This window comes from Paraburkholderia sp. BR10141 (genome assembly GCF_056155635.1).
Map to the genome: position 1 here is coordinate 67,039 of NZ_JBMIQH010000015.1, position 17,387 is coordinate 84,425.

Genomic DNA, 17,387 nt, shown 5'->3' on the forward strand with positions numbered 1-17,387 from the left:
TCGGCGATGAGCGCAACGTTGCGCGAGTTCTCCCGGGCGCGCTCCAGGGCGTCGTGGCGGCTCTCGTAGAGCACCGTCGCACAGAGCGACGCCATGATGAAGGCGACCGCGAGGCTGCCATAGAAAATCGCGCGCGGCCCGGTGAGCCATCTGAGCAGGTTAGCGCTGGTGAACGCCGGCCGCATGGCTCCCTTCCAGGTAAGACTGCGCGCTCGCTGCGTCCACAGGGCGAGAGAACCAGTAGCCCTGTGCCTCGTTACAGCCGTTCTCGATCAGGAATTCCAGTTGCCGCAGCGTTTCCACGCCCTCCGCTACCACGCGCATGCCGAGCGTATGGCCGAGCGCGAGCACAGCCTTCACGATGACTTCGTCCGCGCGCGAGTGGCCAATGCCCTTCACGAACGACATGTCGAGCTTGAGGCGATCGGGCATGAAGCTGCGAATATAGCCGAGGCTCGAATAGCCCGAGCCGAAGTCGTCGATGGCGACCGAGAGCCCCATCTCGCGAAGGGCACGCAGCGTGGCGAGCGAACGGGGCGCCATGAGCACGCCTTCGGTGATTTCCAGCTCGATATTGCGCGGGCTCACGCCGGTACGCGCCAGCGTTTGCGCCATCATCGCGGGCAAGTCAGCACGCACGAACTGGACCGGCGAAACGTTGACCGAAACCACGATGTCCGGGTGCTCGCGCGCCCACTCGCGGGCCTGGCGGCAGGCCTCCTCGAACACGAACTCGCCGATCTGCACGATCAGGCCGTTTTCCTCGGCGAGCGGCACGAACAGCGCCGGGCTCACCTGGCCGCGCTCTGCGTCGTGCCAGCGAACGAGCGCCTCGAAACCCATCGTCTCGCCTGTCCTCGGGTTGACTCTCGGCTGCCACGCAACGGCAAACGCGCGCGACGCCACGGCTAGCCGCAACGCCTGCGCGAGGCTCGCCCGCTCCAGGTTCTGCATGGCGATAGCCATGTCGAATACCTGCATGCTGCCGGGTCCCATCGACTTGGCGCGGTACATGGCGGAGTCGGCGTACTTGAGCAGCGAGTCGGGATCGCTCGAATGATCGGGGAACACGGCGAGGCCGACACAGGCGCGCGGCACGATGACCTTGTTGCCGATCAGCAGGCCATGTGTCAAGGATTCCTGCATGCTTGCCGCTGCGGCGACGAAGTGATTGACGCTGCCCCGGCCGTACAGCACGGCGACGAACTCGTCGCCCGCATAGCGGGAAACCATTTCGCCCTGGGCGATATTGGCGGAAAGGCGGCGCGCGACTTCGCACAATACCTCGTCGCCCGCGGTATGGCCGAGCGAGTCGTTGATCTCCTTGAAGTTGTCGAGGTCGATGAACACCAGCGCGAACTTCTGCTGCGCGTCGAGCGCCGTGCGGACCAGTTCGCGCAATCGCGCCTTGAGGCCGAGCCGGTTCGGCAGATGCGTGAGCGAGTCCTCGTTGGCCTGCAGGCGCAACTGCTCCTGATAGCGGATGCGCTCGGAAACGTCGTTGAACACGGTCACGCAGTGCGTGGGGCGATTGCGCTCGTCGAGCACCGGCGCGACATGCAGCTCGATCCAGTAGGGCGAGCCGTCGGGCCGGCAGCATTTGAGCAGACCCTCGCCTTCGCGCTCCGATTGCATGGCAGTGCGAACGATATTGGCATCGGCGCACGCTTTATCGCAATCGAGCATGTCCCAGTGCCCGGCGCCATTCGCTGTAGCCACGGCGCGGCCGGTGATGCGCTCGAACGCCGCGTTGGCGTACGTAATGATGCTTTCGCCATCGACCTTTTGCGAAATGATCACAGCGTTTCTCGAAGCCTCCAGCGCCCGGCTGCGAATGCGCAAATGCTCTCTCGCCTGTTCGTGCGCGGTGACGTCGTGCGCAGTGATGAAACACGCGTCCTGACCCGCATAGTCCAGCAGATGCCAGGCGATATCGACGTGGATCACTTCTCCGTCGATGCGCACGTGCCGGCGCACGCCGCCTGCTCCGCTTTGCGCCCCGGAATTGACGTAGCCGTGCAGGTCGCGGCGGAACGCACCGGTTTCGGCCTGCAGGCGGAGTTGCTCGACCGACATGGCCCTGAGTTGTTGAAGGCTCGCGCCGTATTGGCGCTGGGCCGCGGCGTTGGCGGTGAGGATCGCGTAGGAGCGCACATCGAAAATGAGCATCGCAACCGGATGCTGCTCGAAGTACTCGCGAAAGCGCCGCTCGGCCTCGAGCGCGACGATCTTCGCGGCGCTGCGGGAAAGCGCGGCGCGGTGGCTCGTAAACAACGTGAAGAGCAACAGCAATGCGCCGGCTGTCGCCGTGCCGATCAGCGAGATCTTTTGCCGCGCGAGCTGCGCCTGCGCGCTGAACTGCACGACCTTGATCTGTTCGCGCTGCTCGGAGCGCAGCTCGGTGAGCAGCGACATGATGGAGCTGAGCGTTTCGTTCGCGCGCTGCATCAGGGCGGGGTCGAGCCTCGCGCCCGCGTCTGCGAGCGCGATATTGCGCGCGGCCGCGTCGAGCTGCTCGGGCCAGATGGCGCTCAACTGCCGCAACTCGCGGATCGTGCGCTCGTTGCGCGGCGCGCCGGCAAAGTCGTGCTCGAGCCGGTCGTAAATACCGGCCACGACTGCAGCCCGCTTGATCGGCCACGCGCGCGACGTATAGCCCGCCGTGCCCACGCCTTTGAGGAAGTCCGTATTCGCCGCGATGTGCAGCGTGAGCAGGGCTTCGAGTTCCGACGTGGTGTTCAGTTCCTGGCGAAGCCGCGAGTCGGCCGTGCCGCGCGACAGGTTCGCGCTCAGTATCGCGCCGATTGCCACGCAGACGATCAGCGCCACGGCCAGCGCTACGGCGACGCCCTTGCCGGGCGCGCGGGACGGGGCCTGTGGAGGGGTTCCGGATAGTTCTACGTTCATCGCCACGCAACGCGATTCGGCACATCGCCACTCGCGCCGCGTTGCTCGGCCGGAGTGGGCAGGTTACGGGTGAATGCACCCGCATCAGCGCGGGAGGCGGGCAGAGGGGCCATGTGTTCCAGGCATGCAGACCGCGAAGGCACGGCAAGTCCGTGATCGGTCGCTACTGTCTGAATAACGGGTATTCCGCGTGCCTCTTTGATGGGTGTTTTTACCTAGAGGCCTGGATGCTGGCGCTACGTGTGGGGCAGGCATCCGGAACGCATTCGATGCCCGTGCTTCAATACGTTCATGGCGTGAAGGGATCGCGCACGGTCCCGTCGCTTTGCCCCTCGCTTCTGCCCCTGGTTTTTGCCCCCGGTTACTCGTTCAAGGGACTCTCATGAAGAAACTCGTCAACGATCCGTCGTCAGTGGTGTACGAAATGCTCGAGGGCATTGCGCGTACTGCGCCGCATGTCGCCGTGCTCGGCAACGAAAACGTGCTCGTTCGCAACCCGCTGCCCAGCCCGGCCGAGCGCAACGTCGCCGTGATTTCGGGTGGCGGCAGCGGCCACGAGCCCGCGCATGGCGGTTACGTCGGACAAGGCATGCTCACCGCCGCCGTGTGCGGCGAAGTGTTCACGTCGCCCTCCACCGACGCCGTGCTGGCCGCAATTCGCGCGAGCGCGGGTCCGAACGGCGCGCTGCTCATCGTGAAGAACTACACGGGGGACCGGCTCAATTTCGGCCTCGCGGCCGAACTGGCGCGAGCCGAGGGTATTCCGGTCGAAATCGTCATCGTGGCCGACGACGTGTCGCTGCGCGGGCATACGGAGCGCAATCAGCGGCGCGGCATTGCGGGGACGGTGCTCGTGCACAAGATCGCGGGCGCGGCGGCGGCGCGGGGCGACGCGCTGTGCCTCGTGGCCGCGATTGCGCGCGGCGTGGCCGAGAATCTCGGCACGATGGGCGTGGCGCTCGATGGCTGCACGCTGCCCGGCGCTCAGCAAGCCGGCTTTCGCCTCGCCGACGACGAGATCGAACTCGGCATGGGCATCCACGGCGAGAAAGGCGTGGAGCGCACGGTGCCGATGGCGGCGGGCGAATTGACGGAAACGCTGCTCGCCAACATCGTCGAAGACCTGGCGTTGAAAGGCGGCGAGCGCGTGGCGCTGCTCGTGAACGGACTGGGCGCGACACCGGCGATGGAGCTGGCGATCATCATGCGCGATGCATTCGAGAGCCTGAATCGCCGTCACGTGACCGTCGAGCGGGCATGGACCGGCACGTTTCTCTCGGCGCTCGACATGCCGGGCTGTTCGATCTCCGTGCTGCGGCTCGACGATGCGAAGCTGGCGCTGCTCGACGCCGCCACCGAAGCGCGCGCGTGGCCCGGCGTCGGCACGGTCAACCGGCGAATCCGCATCGAGCCGGCGTTTTCGGCAGCCGATGCGGGCGCTGAGTCGGGCGCGACGCCTGCGGACGCGGCGAGCGTTGCATGGGCGCAGCGTCTGAAGCCGGCGCTCGATGCCGTTGCGCACGCATTGATCGAGAACGAAGCGATTTTTACGGACCTCGATTCCCGAGCCGGCGACGGCGATCTGGGCGCGAGCATGCAGCGCGCCGCGCAGGCCATGCTCGCCCTACCCCCGGGCGCGCTCGGCTCGCCGGGCAGCGCGCTCGCCGCGCTCGGCACGGCATTGCGCCGTGCGATAGCAGGCAGTTCCGGGCCGTTCTACGCAACTGCGCTGTTGCGCGCCTCGCGCACGCTCGGCGAGCAAGCGCAGCCCGGCGCGCTGGATTGGGCGGCAGCCATGCGCGCTGCGGCTCAGGCGATCAGCGAACTGGGCGGCGCGAAACCCGGCGACCGCACGATGCTCGATGCGCTCGTACCCGCCGTCGATGCGTTGGAAAGCGCCTTAAAGTCGGCGCGCCCCGTGGGCGAGGCGTGGGCGCAGGCGGTGAGCGCCGCGGAGTCCGGTGCGAAAAGCACGGCGCAAATGACGCCGCGCGCGGGCCGGGCAAGCTATCTCGGCGCGCGGGCGATCGGGACGCCCGATGGCGGGGCGGTGGTGGTGGCGTGCTGGCTCAAGGCGCTGCAGCCGCATATCGGCGCGGCGTGAGGCGCGGCAGCGGCCCAGCGCGTGGCTCAGAGCACTTCGAAAATGCTGTAGCGCGGGCCGCCCGGAACGGACGGCACGATGCGGATGCGGCGCAACGAGCATTGCGCCGCCGTGCGCCCGCCGATTGTCCAGCAGACGGCGTCGCGCCGAAGCGATCGTGGCGTTTGGCAGGCATTTCTCGTCAAACCCGAACTTGCCGTATCGTCTGAAGCACAAACTGCCGCTTACGCCCTATGTGCGCGCAGCATTCCGGGGCAGCGACGAAAAGCATGACCCGGATTTCCCGATTCATCAGTCGAACTCGCAGGCCGCGGTGAGCCTGTGATGCGCCCATTACGTCCTCATCAATCGAAGCAGGAGTCAGTCATGTCACGCACAGTCAGGTTTGCACAAGCAGGTGGCCCGGAAGTGCTGCAATTCGTGGACGAACCGGTACGCGCCCCTGGCCCCGGCGAAGTTCGCATCGACGTGAAAGCCATTGGTCTGAATCGCGCGGAATCGATGTGGCGCGCCGACCAGTACATCGAGCCTGTGCGCTTTCCGGCAGGACTCGGATACGAAGCGGCCGGCATCGTCGACGCCGTGGGCCAGGGAGTAGCCGGCATCGCACCGGGAGACAAGGTCAACGTGATCCCGTCGTTTTCGATGAATCAGTACTTCACATATGGAGAAAGCATCGTCGTGCCGGACTATGCAGTCGTCAAGCATCCTGAATCGCTTTCGTTCGCTGAGGCCGCGTCGGTGTGGATGATGTTCGTCACCGCATACGGCGCGTTGATCGAAGATGCGAAGGTGGGCGCCGGCGATTACGTCGTCGTGCCGGCCGCGTCGAGCAGCGTCGGACTCGCGGCGATCCAGATCGCGAACCACGCCGGTGCGACGTCGATCGCAGTCACGCGTCACGCCGCCAAGAAACAGCCGTTGCTCGACGCAGGCGCGGCGCACGTGGTCGTGACCGACGAGACGGATCTGCTGGACGAAATCATGCGCATCACCGGCGGCAAGGGGGCGCGTGTCGTTTTCGATCCGGTCGGTGGCCCGAACTTCGTGAAGCTGATCTCGGCGCTGTCTTTCCAGGGGATCGCGTATCTCTACGGCGCGCTCGATGAACGTGCCACGACGCTGCCCGTGCTGGAGATGATCGCGAAGGTCGTGAGCGTGAAGGCCCACAACATCTGGCTCACCAGCGGCGACGCAGAGCGCCGCAAGGCCGCGGTGGAATACGTGCTAAAGGGACTCGAAAGCGGCGCGCTCAAGCCCGTCATCGATCGCACGTTCACGTTCGACCAGATTGTGGATGCACACCGCTACCTCGAAACCAATGGGCAGTTCGGCAAGATCGTGGTGACGGTGTAGCGTGGCTCGTGCGCAAGGAGTCCGGCTATATGACGGGGTCGAGCCTCATGATCGACGGCGGCATGGCGCTGTGAGCGCGGCTGTGGTGCTGCGCGATTAGAGCTTCATGCGCTGCAAGACACGATCTTTGAGCACAAAGCGATGAAACAGCGCCGCGGCCACATGCAGGCAAATGAACGCGAACAGCACCCACGCGAGCACGCTGTGGACGTCGCCCATGGCGTGCCCGAACGACGACCCCGCAGGGGAGAGCGCGGGCAGCGGGATGGCGCCGAACAGCGTGACGTCCCACGCGCGCGACGACGCGTTGATCCAGCCGAGCATGGGCACCCCGATGAGCAGGGCGTAGAGGCCGGCATGCGTGAGGGCTGCCACGGCACGCATGAACGGCGTCTGGTCGTCGGGCGGCGGGCGATGGGTGGCGCGCCAGAGCAGACGGCACACCATGGCGGCGACGAGCGCCGTGCCGACGCCCAGGTGCCACGCAATTTCGCCGACGGGGCGCGTGTCGCGGTGCACATCGGGCATGGTCCAGCCGATCACGAACTGCGCCGCGACGAGTGCGACGACGAGCCAGTGAAGCAGGCGCGCTACGAGGTCGTAGCGCGAATCGGCAGCGATTTGCATGGGCGCTCCGTGCTCAGAAAGGGTCGGTTGAAAGCGCCGATTCTAGCGTGCCGAGATTAACGGATCATTAACTGTGCAGCTTGCCGGTCACCCTTAAAGCCACGTTCCCCCTTGGCGCTCGTTCGGCTCCTGGGCAAGCGCGTCGAAATCGTGGATCCAGTCCAGATGATTGAGCACGCCCTCGCGCGAGCCGAGCCGGGCGTTGCGTTCCTGCGCAGCGGGGCCGTCGGGCAGATGCAGCACGTCCGCCGTGGTGATCGAAGCGTACTGCACCTTGCGCGTGCGGCCCCGGCGCAGGCGCTCGTAGGCTTGCTGCGCTTCGCGCCAGTTACCCGAGCCCGCCTTCGCCAGCTGGTCGGCCAGCACCACGGCATCCTCGATCGACTGGTTCGCGCCCTGGCCGTGGTGCGGCACGAGCGCATGCGCGGCGTCGCCGATCAACGTGATGCGGCCCTTGCTCCAGCGGCCGAGCGGCGGGCGGTGGAACAACCCCCAGCGCAGGCTGATCGGCACAGCGGTGATCATCTGCACGACGGCCGGGTGCCAGTCCCTGAAAAGGCGCAGTTGCTCGCCTTCCTGGGCAGGCATGACCCACTCGCGCGACGGCCACGGCGACGGATGGCGCTCCACCAGCAGGAAGTTCTGGTCGCCCTTGTCGCCAATCGGATAGTGCAGCAGATGGCCGCCCGGCCCGACCCAGAACTGAATGGTCTCGGGATCGGGCAACAGGTCCGTGCGCTCCGCGGCCACCACGCCGCGAAAGCCCGAGCAGCCCGAATACAGCGCGTCGTCGTAACCCAGCATCCAGCGCCGGGTGATCGAGCGCGCGCCGTCCGCGCCGATCACGAGATCGGCATCGACGTGTTCACCGTTGGCGAACGTCAGGCTCACGTGGTCGGGTTGCTGCGCGAGATCGACGAGCCGATGGCTGAGTTTGATGCGCTCGAGCCCGACCGCGCCCGACAGCACCGCTTGCAGATCGGCGCGATGCACGCCCCAGTACGAGCCGCCGAATTGCCCGCGGGAGTCCGGTGCGCCGCGATGGTGGCCGATCACCGCGCCACTGCGGCCGTCACGATAGACGAGGCCCGGCACTTCCGCGCAGACTTTCTCGAAGGCCGGGCGCAGGCCCATGCGCTCGTAGAAGCGCGTGGCGTTGGCCGAGAGGGCGACGGCCGCGCCCACTTCGCGCAACTCGTCGGTCTGCTCGAAGAGCTGCGCGTCGATGCCATGCTCGCGCAGCGCGAGAGCCAGTGTGAGGCCGCCGATGCCAGCGCCGACGATCGCAATCTTCAGATCACGTGATTTCATGACTGTGTCTCCGATATTCATATAGGTGGGGTCGGCACTGGCGCTGCTTCATCACGCTCACACCGTGTCCGTATTCTCGGCAGCCGCTTCTCATTCCACAATAAAATGGAAGGAATCTGCTTCATCACTGGATTGAATGAATGGAACTGGGCGACATCGATCTCAATCTGCTGCTGCTTTTTCATCGGCTCATGCGCGAGCGGCGCGTGGCGAGCGTGGCCGAGCAGATGAACATGAGCCAGCCCGGCGTGAGCAACGCGCTCGCGAAGCTGCGCCGCCTGCTGGGCGATCCGCTCTTCGTGCGCGGGCCGGGCGGCGTGGTGCCCACGCCGTTCGCGCTGCGTCTCGCAGAGCCGGTCGCGCAGGCGCTCGCCACGCTGCACGGCGCGCTCAATCCCGTGACCGGGTTCGATCCGTTGCGCGCCACGCGCACCATGACGATCGGCATGACCGACATCGGCGAGGTCGTGTTCCTGCCCGCGCTGCTCGAGCGCCTCGCGCGCGAAGCGCCGGGCGTCGCGCTCAACACCGTGCGCAATACGGGCGTCAATCTCAGCGAAGAGATGGCCGACGGCCGGGTCGATCTCGCCATCGGATTGCTGCCGCAACTCAAAGGCGGCTTCTATCAGCGGCGTCTCTTCGATCAGCGCTATGTCTGCCTCTTCAGGCGCGGGCATCCGCTGGAGAATGCGCCGCTCACGCTCGCGGCCTGGCGCGAGGCCGAGCATCTGGTGGTGGTGTCGGCGGGCACGGGGCACGGACAGGTCGACGAATGGCTGAAACGGCGCGGCGTGAAGCGCCAGGTGCGGCTCTCGGTGCCGCACTTCATGAGCGTGGGCTACATCCTCGAGCGCACCGATCTGATCGCCACGGTGCCGGAGCGGCTGGCGCTGCAACTGGCGAAGCCGTTTTCGCTGAGCCTGAGCGCGCTGCCCATGAAGCTGCCCGCCGCGCCGATTCATTTGCTCTGGCACGCGCGCGTGCAGCACGACGAAGGCAATCGCTGGCTGCGCGAACGCGTGATCGAACTCTTCGCGGATGGCGGCGGGCAAGCGCGCAAGGGTAGCGGCGCGGCCCGCGCCTAAGCCTCGAGCGATCCCGCTAGCGGAATTTGCCTGCGCGCTGCGTGGCCGCGGGCAACTGCCGTGTTTCGCGCACCGAACGCGGATGCCACAGGCGCGCGCCGCCTTCGATGCCGCGGTCGTTCGGCACGGTGGCCACGTTCGGCGGCAGATCGAACGTGAGGCGCGCCGCGTTGCCGCCGCCTATCCAGAGCTTGTCGTAGTGCACGAGCGAGTCGAGTATGCCGATGATCTTCTCGACGCGCGCGTTCCAGCGCTTGTTCCCCGCCTTGCTGCGCGCGGCGTCGCCGATGTACTCGTCGTAGGCGCGCTTCCGGCTGACCGGATGATGCGCGAGTTCGAGGTGCGGCATCAGTTCGCCATCACGGAACATGGCCGTGCCTACCCCCGTGCCGAGCGTCATCACGAATTCGAGGCCTTGCCCTTCGATCGCGGCGAGGCCCTGCATTTCCGCGTCGTTGATCATGCGCACCGACGCAATGCCCAGGCGCTCGCCGAGCATCTGCGCGAGCGGCACGTCGTTCCAGTCGTCGGGGCCGAGATGCGGCGCCGTGATCACATGATTGTTGCGCACGACACCAGGAAAGCCGATCGAAACGTGGGTCGCCGGATACTGCTTGAGCAGCGGGCCGACGAGCGTCGCGAGCGTTTCGACCAGCAAGGCGGGCGGGCACGGATGCGGTGTCGCCACGCGCACGCGCTGCGTGCGCATTGCGCCGCTCGCGTCGATGATCGCGGCCTTCAGGCCCGTTCCGCCAACGTCGATCGCGAGAATATTTTCGATGTCGTTCGAGGTGTGCGTTGCACTTACCGCGCTTTTCACAGCGCTTTTCTTCACCGCTTTTTCGATTTTGGTCATACGTTCTCCTTGGCTGTCTGGTTCACGTCTTCTTCGCCGGCGCCGGCGCGAGGGTGCGCCACGCGCGGCCGTCGCGCGCGAGCAGTGCATCCGCCTGCGCCGGGCCTTCGCTGCCCGCGGCGTACTCGTACACGGGAAGCGCGGCGTCGAGTTCCGGGTGCAATACGCCATCCACCGTCGACCATGCCGCCTCAATGCCATCGGCGCGTTGAAAGAGCGTCTGGTCGCCGAGCATGCAATCGTAGAGCAGGGTTTCGTAGCCGACATTGGCACGCTCCGCGAAGAAGTCGTCGTAGTCGAACGACGAATGCACCGGGCCGATCTGCACGACTGGCCCCGGCGTCTTCACGTTGAAGTCGAAGCTCGTGCCATGCGACGGATCGATGCGCAGCGTCAGCACGTTGGGCGTGAGCGTATCGACCGGCGTGTCGCGAAAGAGCAGAAACGGCACGCTCTTCAGCTGCACCGAAATCTCCGTGCGCCGCGCGGCGAGGCGCTTGCCGGTACGCAGATAGAACGGCACGCCCGCCCAGCGCCAGTTGTCGATCTGCACGCGCGCGGCGGCATAGGTTTCGGTGCGGCTGTCCTGCGCCACGTCCGGTTCTTCGCGGTAGCCCACGCCCGCCGGGCCCTTCGCGTATTGACCGAACACCACGTCGTCGGGCGTGAGCGGCTTGAGCGCATCGAAGATGTCGGCCTTCTTGTTGCGCACGGCTTCGGCGTCGAACGAGTTGGGCGGCTCCATGGCGACCATGCCGAGCAGCTGAAACAGGTGATTGGGCACCATGTCGCGAAACGCGCCGGTCTGCTCGTAGAACTTGCCGCGGCCTTCCACGCCGATCACTTCCGAAGCCGTGATCTGCACGCTGTCGATGTACTCGCGCCGCCAGACGGGCTCGAACATGGCGTTGGCGAAGCGCAGCGCGAGTATGCTCTGCACCGTGTCCTTGCCGAGGAAGTGGTCGATGCGATAGACCTGCGATTCGCTCGCGAAGCGCAGCACATGCTCGTTCAAGTCGCGCGCCGAAGCGAGATCGGCGCCGAAGGGCTTTTCGATCACGATGCGGCGGAACGCGCCGTTGCTGTCGTTGCCCTCGTCGAGCAGCCCCGCCTTGCCGAGACGCTCGATAATCGGCTTGAAGAAGCGCGCGCCCACGGCGAGGTAGAACACGACGTTGCCGCGCGACTTGCCGTTCAGCTGCTGCGCGAGGCGCTCGAACGCGCTGTCGTCCTCGAATTCGCCTGCCATGTAGGTGAGCCGCTGCGCGACCCAGTCCCACGCCTCGTCGTCGAGCTTGCCGGCGTGGAAGGTACTCGCCTTGTCGGCGGCGAATTTCTCCAGCGCGGCGTGCAGATCGTCGACCCACGCCTTCGTTTCGCGCTCGCCATGATTCACGCCGATGATCTTCATGCCGTCGTCGAGCAGGCGGTCGACGGCGAGGTTGTAGAGCGCCGGCATCAAAAGGCGCTTGGTCAGATCGCCGCCCGCGCCGAAGATCACGAGCGTGCAGGGCGGTGCGGGATGCTTGCCAACGGGCGAGGCGGGCGCGGCCGGTGCGCCGTGCGGATGCGCAGGCACTTTCGCGCTGGGGGCCGCGCGGGAAGCTTCGTTGGAAGCGTGGGGCTGGGTCGCGGGGTGAGTCGGTTTCGTCGACATGATTTCGCTTCAGTGGGCCGAAATGAATACAGCGAGCAAGTCCGGTTCCTTGACTGACCGAGTTTGCGCGCATTGAGTTCATTCCGCCATCGAAGGCGTTTTGTAATATCGTGGGCACTCATGTCACGCCGTTCTCCCCCGCGCTGATTGCGCAATTCGCAGTACCCTTACCGGCGGCGGCAACTTCGACCAGGCTGATTGAACCGACCCGAGGATGGTGGCTATGTCCGATAAGCACTCCCCCGACGAAAAAGATCCCCATGATCCGCAGGGCATGCGCGGCGGACTCACGAACTACGGCGACACCGACTTCTCGCTGTTCCTTCGCAAGGCCTTCATCAAGGGCGCCGGATATACCGACGACGCGCTGGCGCGACCCGTCATCGGCATCACGAACACGGGCAGCGCGTACAACCCGTGCCATGGCAACGCGCCTCAGCTTCTCGAGGCGCTCAAGCGCGGCATTCTGCTGGCGGGCGGCTTGCCGATGGAATTCCCGACCATTTCCATCCACGAAAGCTTTTCGCAGCCAACCAGCATGTTCATGCGCAACCTCATGTCGATGGATACGGAGGAGATGATTCGCGCGCAGCCCATGGATGCGGTCGTGCTCATCGGCGGCTGTGACAAGACGGTGCCCGCCCAGTTGATGGGCGCGGCGTCGGCGGGCATTCCGGCCATTCAGCTCGTTACCGGGTCGATGATGACGGGCGCGCATCGCGGCGAGCGCGTCGGCGCGTGTACGGATTGCCGCCGCTACTGGGGCAAGTTTCGCGCGGGCGAAGTCACGGCGGACGAGATCGCCGAGGTGAACGACCGCCTCGTGCCGAGCGTCGGCACCTGTGCCGTCATGGGCACGGCCAGCACGATGGCTTGCGTGGCGGAAGCCATGGGCATGACGATGCCGGGCGGGGCCTCGCCTCCAGCGGTGAGCTCGGACCGCATGCGCGTGGCCGAGCAGACCGGCGCGCAAGTCGTGGAGATGGCGCGACGGCGGCTCACCATCGACCAGGTGCTCAGCGCCGAGTCGTTCGAAAACGGCTTGCGGGTGCTGCTGGCCATCGGCGGGTCGACCAACGGCATCGTGCATCTCGCAGCGATTGCCGGGCGCATGGGCTTCGACATCGATCTGGACGCCGTGGACCGTATGGGCCGCGAAACGCCGGTGCTGCTCAACCTGAAGCCGTCCGGCGAGCACTACATGGAAGATTTTCATCGGGCGGGCGGTATGGCCACGCTGCTCCATGAACTGAAGCCCTTGCTGCATCTCGACGCCATGACCGTGACCGGCCGCACCCTCGGAGAGGAGATGGAGCGCGCCGGGCCGCGCTTCGCGCAGGACGTGGTGAAGCCGCTCACCGCGCCCATTTACCCGCAGGGCGGCTTGGCCGTGTTGCGCGGCAATCTCGCGCCGGGTGGCGCGGTCATCAAGCAATCGGCCGCCTCGGCGGCGCTCATGGAGCACGAGGGCCGCGCGGTGGTGTTCGAGGACGCGACCGATATGGCGAACCGCATCGACTCCGACGATCTCGACGTCCACGCCGACGACGTGATCGTCCTCAAACGCATCGGACCCAAAGGCGCGCCGGGCATGCCCGAGGCCGGCTATATCCCGATCCCGAAGAAGCTGGCGCGGGCCGGGGTGAAGGACATGGTGCGGATTTCGGACGGACGCATGAGCGGCACGGCATTCGGAACCATCGTGCTGCACGTCACGCCGGAAGCCGCCATCGGCGGCCCGCTAGCGCAGGTCCGTAACGGCGACCGCATCCGCTTGAGCGTGGCCAACCGCGAGATTACGCTGCTCGTGGACGACGAAGAACTGCGGCGCCGGGCGCAGGCGAACCCGGTGACTGCGCCCACGGCAAGCCGCGGTTATCACAAGCTCTTTCTCGACACCGTGACCCAGGCAGACAAGGGCGCCGATTTCGATTTCCTCAGGGCGGTCGAATCGCGTGGCGCAGTGCCCAGGAAGTAGCTTGCGGGCCGGGAGAGCCGGGTGGCCGCACTTCTTGCCCGGCGTCCTGATTTCGGTATAATGAAAGCTCGTTCGGAATATCGAACAAGAAACACCACGCAGCAGCAAAGCATCCAGAGTCGGACTGACCGACGCCAACCTGCCCTCCCGGGCAAGGTGGAAGCCCTCGAGGCGATGCGGCCGATTCACGGCAACGAAACGGGAACAGCCTGGCTGGCACCGGTTCGATCAACTTTCATCCGGAGCCACCATGCATCAAGATATCTCCTCCTCTTCGACCGTCTGTGAAGACCTGTCGCACTGCCTCCCCGGTTTCACGCTCACTCACACCGTGCATCTGGTGTCCGGTCTGGATCTCGGCGTCGTGTCGACCGCCGCTGGCGTGCTCGACGGCGAACAGGTGGTCGTCGACCGATGGGCCGTGACCCGCTTCGGCGACGTGCTCGAGCAAAAAATCGTATTTGGCGACATGACCGAACGCCGGGCGGCCCGGCTGCGCGAACGGCTCGCGGCCGTCGACGGCGTGTTGCGCGCGAAGATAGAGCATCATTTCGTGCGCGCCCGCTGAAACCAAAGGCCGGCGTCGCCGATGCACTTAACGAGGAGCCAGGGTGCCAGACACCAGCGTTGAACAAGGGCAACACCCACGCGTCTTTGTCGCGGACATCGGCGGCTCCTACATCAGGCTCGGTGTATCGGACCGTCCGCGCAGCGTGCGCCTCGTCGAAAGCGTGCCGACCCCCGTCGACAGTTGGGAGGCGTTCGGCGCGACCCTCGAAGCCCTGGCGGCCCGGCATATTGGCGAGACCCGCTCGCCTCTCGTCATCTCGATGGCAGGCGCGATCGATCCCGCAAGCGGCGTGATTTGCGCGTCCAACGTCCCATGTGTCTCGGGCCGCGTGCTCGGCGCGGAGTTGTCCTCCCGGCTCAAGCGGCGCATACGCATTGCAAACGACGCGGACTGCCTCGCGTTGGCCGAGGCCGTCGAGGGCGCGGGTGCCGGCCACGATGTCGTGTTCGGCGTGGTCCTCGGCTCGGGTGTCGGCGGCGGGCTGGTCGTGGGCGGCCGCGTGGTGGGCGGCGCGAGCGGCATAGCGGGAGAGTGGGGCCACGGGCTGCCGGTCAGCACGCACGTCGACTTCGACGGCATGGGCCACGCGGAGCCCGTGATGGCATTGCGTTGCGGCTGCGGGCGAGTGGGCTGCGTCGACACCATCGGCGCGGCACGCGGTCTGGAACGGCTCCACGCACTCCTGAACGACGAGCAGAAAGACAGCCACACCCTTCTCGACGACTGGCAGCAAGGCGGCGAGCGCGCGAGGCGCACCGTTTGCGCGTGGCTCGCGCTGGTATCGGAGCCGCTCGCGGCCGTGGTCAACATCACGGGCGCTTCAGTCGTCCCGGTTTGCGGCGGCCTTTCAAATGTGGCCCCATTGATCGACGCGCTGGACGCGGCCGTGCGCAAGCGCACGCTGCGGCGGTTTCGCGAACGCGTCGTCGTTCCGGGCGCGTTCCGGCAGGACGGCGGACTCATCGGTGCGGCCATCATCGCGCGGCAGGACGACTGGCGCGAGCCGTAGCGCGCCGTGTTCGCCCGCACAGGAAAAATGGGCTTCCGACGCCTAAACTAATCTATGAAGCCAGACGGCTATCGGTCAGCGTTTCGGTCAGCGGCTACCGGGGTAAGCATCATGAAAGCGCGTGAATTGTGCAGACTCCTGCTCGTGCTCGTGGCGCTATGCATCAGCGCCGGGGCAAGCGCGGGTCGAGGCGGCGGTTGGGTGCATGGCGGCGGCGGTGGCTGGGGCGGCGGTGGCGGCGGCGGCTGGGGAGGCGGCGGCTACGGCGGCGCGAATCACAGCAGCGGCTGGAGCGGCGGCTACCACGGTGGCTATAACGGCGGCGCCTGGTATCACGGCGGTTACTACCACGGCGGCTACTACCATGGCGGCTACTACCACGGCTACGGCTGGTATCACGGCGGCCGCTATCACGGCTGGTATGGCTGCTGCGGATCGGCGAGCGTCGGCTTCTACTTCGGCCCCGGCTTCATCTACGGCTATCCGTTCTATCCGTACTACTATCCGCCGTACGTCGCGAGCGTCTACTACCCCTACGTTTCCGGCGACTTCTCGCAGCCCACGCAGTGGATCGAACAAGGCCAGGGCCAGGCTCAGTACCAGGCAGAGCCCCAGTACGGCGGCGCCAATATGTACGATCAAAACGAGCAGTACGGGCAAGGCGAGCAAACCGGCCAGGGCGGCCAAGGCGGCGAGGCGCCCTACGGCGTCTGGTACTACTGCGTCGCGTCACAGACCTACTACCCGTACGTGCGGACCTGCCCAGGCGGCTGGCAGCAGGTGCCCGCGCGGCCACCTGACAGTTGAATGACGGCGCGTCAGCGCACCGCGTAGCGTTCGGCGTCGGCGTGCCGGAACGTCAGGCCATGGCCGTGGCGCGCGAGGTCGGGCGCGATATGTCCGGCGTGCAGGCGCGGCGCGCCCTCGAACAGCATGCCCTCGATGCGCGCGTGATCGTGAAACCATTCGATATGCACGAGGCGCCGCGCCGAGCATGCCACATGCAGATGCAGCGCCGGCGCGCAATGCGCCGAGAGCGGCGTATGCCACGCATCGCACAGCGCGTCGGCCTGCAGAAAGCCGGTGATGCCGCAGCAGCGCGTGGCGTCGGCCTGCAGCACATCTACGGCGTGGGTTTCCAGCAGCGCGCGGAAGTCGTCTGCCGTATAGCCGTATTCGCCCGCGGCGAGCGCCATGCGCGCGGGCAGGGCGGCGCGCAGCGCGGCGAGGCCGCGGCGGTCGTCCGAAGAAAGCGGCTCTTCGAACCACTGCACGTCCTCTTGCGCGAAGCATTGCGCGAGCCGCTGCGCCTCCTCGATCTCATAGGCGCCGTTGGCGTCGACGAACAGGCCCGCCGTGCTGCCTATCGCCTCGCGCGCCGCCGCCACGCGCGCCGGATCGTCGGCCGGGTGCGAGCCGACTTTCATCTTGACCCACGCGCAGCCGTCGTTCTCGACCCAGCCGCGCAACTGCTTCGTGAGCGTTTTCAGGTCGTAGCTCGTGAAGCCGCCGCTGCCGTACACCGGCACGCGCTCGCGCTGCATGCCGAGCAGCGCGCACAGCGGGATGCCGAGCGCCTTCGCCTTGAGGTCCCAGAGCGCGGCATCGACGGCCGATATTGCGCAGGCCGCGAGGCCCGGCCGGCCGATGTTGCGCACGGCCCGCTGCATTTCGAGGTTGATGCGCGCGGTGTCGAAGAGGTCGTGCTGGCGCACGGCGTCGCCGAGCACGCTCTCCACGAGCGCTGTGGCGCCCGCATGCGCATAGGTATAGCCCACGCCGGTGAAGCCGAGCGCATCGATTTCAACCAGCACGAGCGTGGTGGAACGCCAGGCGATGGTGCCGTCCGCTTCGGGCAGGTCGGTGGGGATCGTATAGGCGCGCGCTTCGAGGCGCGTCAATCGGGTGGCATTCATGATGTCTCGC

The 17,387-nt window shown here is 66.5% G+C and carries 13 protein-coding genes and 1 riboswitch; of the genes, 7 read left to right on the forward strand and 6 right to left on the reverse strand.

All coding sequences use genetic code 11. The annotated features are described in order from the left end of the window. Positions 1-159: 159 nt before the first annotated feature. Positions 160-2,907 (reverse strand): putative bifunctional diguanylate cyclase/phosphodiesterase, encoded by a 2,748-nt coding sequence (locus tag ACOJB8_RS21205; protein ID WP_475014043.1) that lies wholly within the window; start codon positions 2,905-2,907, stop codon positions 160-162. 382 nt (positions 2,908-3,289) lie between these two features. Here ACOJB8_RS21205 and ACOJB8_RS21210 point away from each other — a divergent pair, with 382 nt between their 5' ends. After that, positions 3,290-5,011, forward strand: a complete 1,722-nt coding sequence (locus ACOJB8_RS21210; protein ID WP_475014044.1) for a dihydroxyacetone kinase family protein — start codon at positions 3,290-3,292, stop codon at positions 5,009-5,011. 366 nt (positions 5,012-5,377) lie between these two features. Further along, complete coding sequence (locus ACOJB8_RS21215) at positions 5,378-6,367, forward strand: zinc-dependent alcohol dehydrogenase family protein (RefSeq protein WP_475014045.1); 990 nt, start codon at positions 5,378-5,380, stop codon at positions 6,365-6,367. Positions 6,368-6,463: 96 nt separating this feature from the next. On the opposite strand, the gene ACOJB8_RS21220 is transcribed toward ACOJB8_RS21215, so the two are convergent. Both ACOJB8_RS21220 and ACOJB8_RS21225 read right to left on the reverse strand, forming a co-directional pair. Next, a complete protein-coding gene (locus ACOJB8_RS21220; protein ID WP_475014047.1) occupies positions 6,464-6,994 on the reverse strand; it encodes a cytochrome b in 531 nt (176 codons plus the stop codon). A 93-nt stretch (positions 6,995-7,087) separates the two neighbouring features. After that, on the reverse strand, positions 7,088-8,305 hold the full coding sequence (locus ACOJB8_RS21225; protein ID WP_475014049.1) for an FAD-dependent monooxygenase: 1,218 nt from the start codon (positions 8,303-8,305) through the stop codon (positions 7,088-7,090). Positions 8,306-8,445: 140 nt separating this feature from the next. Here ACOJB8_RS21225 and ACOJB8_RS21230 point away from each other — a divergent pair, with 140 nt between their 5' ends. Further along, complete coding sequence (locus ACOJB8_RS21230; RefSeq protein ID WP_069262312.1) at positions 8,446-9,390, forward strand: LysR family transcriptional regulator; 945 nt, start codon at positions 8,446-8,448, stop codon at positions 9,388-9,390. 16 nt (positions 9,391-9,406) lie between these two features. Here the strand turns inward: ACOJB8_RS21230 and ACOJB8_RS21235 are convergent, their stop codons facing one another. Next, positions 9,407-10,246, reverse strand: coding sequence for an ROK family protein (locus ACOJB8_RS21235; protein ID WP_083245078.1), 840 nt, complete (start codon positions 10,244-10,246; stop codon positions 9,407-9,409). 22 nt (positions 10,247-10,268) lie between these two features. Next, on the reverse strand, positions 10,269-11,903 hold the full coding sequence (zwf, locus tag ACOJB8_RS21240) for a glucose-6-phosphate dehydrogenase (protein WP_368617390.1): 1,635 nt from the start codon (positions 11,901-11,903) through the stop codon (positions 10,269-10,271). A 223-nt stretch (positions 11,904-12,126) separates the two neighbouring features. Here zwf and ACOJB8_RS21245 point away from each other — a divergent pair, with 223 nt between their 5' ends. The 4 genes from ACOJB8_RS21245 to ACOJB8_RS21260 all read left to right on the forward strand — a co-directional run bounded on the left by ACOJB8_RS21245 (position 12,127) and on the right by ACOJB8_RS21260 (position 16,268). Next, positions 12,127-13,881: an IlvD/Edd family dehydratase gene (locus ACOJB8_RS21245; RefSeq protein WP_475014052.1), complete on the forward strand. Its 1,755-nt coding sequence runs from the start codon at positions 12,127-12,129 to the stop codon at positions 13,879-13,881. A gap of 104 nt (positions 13,882-13,985) precedes the next feature. Then, positions 13,986-14,089: riboswitch (SAM-I-IV-variant riboswitch) on the forward strand. A gap of 42 nt (positions 14,090-14,131) precedes the next feature. Next, complete coding sequence (locus tag ACOJB8_RS21250; protein WP_368617392.1) at positions 14,132-14,449, forward strand: hypothetical protein; 318 nt, start codon at positions 14,132-14,134, stop codon at positions 14,447-14,449. Positions 14,450-14,492: 43 nt separating this feature from the next. Beyond that, positions 14,493-15,461: an ROK family protein gene (locus ACOJB8_RS21255; protein ID WP_475014054.1), complete on the forward strand. Its 969-nt coding sequence runs from the start codon at positions 14,493-14,495 to the stop codon at positions 15,459-15,461. A 111-nt stretch (positions 15,462-15,572) separates the two neighbouring features. After that, entirely contained in the window at positions 15,573-16,268 is a 696-nt protein-coding gene (locus ACOJB8_RS21260) for a hypothetical protein (protein ID WP_475014056.1), read from the forward strand. Positions 16,269-16,279: 11 nt separating this feature from the next. On the opposite strand, the gene ACOJB8_RS21265 is transcribed toward ACOJB8_RS21260, so the two are convergent. Then, positions 16,280-17,377 carry an enolase C-terminal domain-like protein gene (locus tag ACOJB8_RS21265; protein ID WP_406951049.1) on the reverse strand — a complete coding sequence of 366 codons (1,098 nt, stop codon included), beginning with the start codon at positions 17,375-17,377 and terminating at the stop codon, positions 16,280-16,282. Positions 17,378-17,387 lie beyond the last annotated feature (10 nt).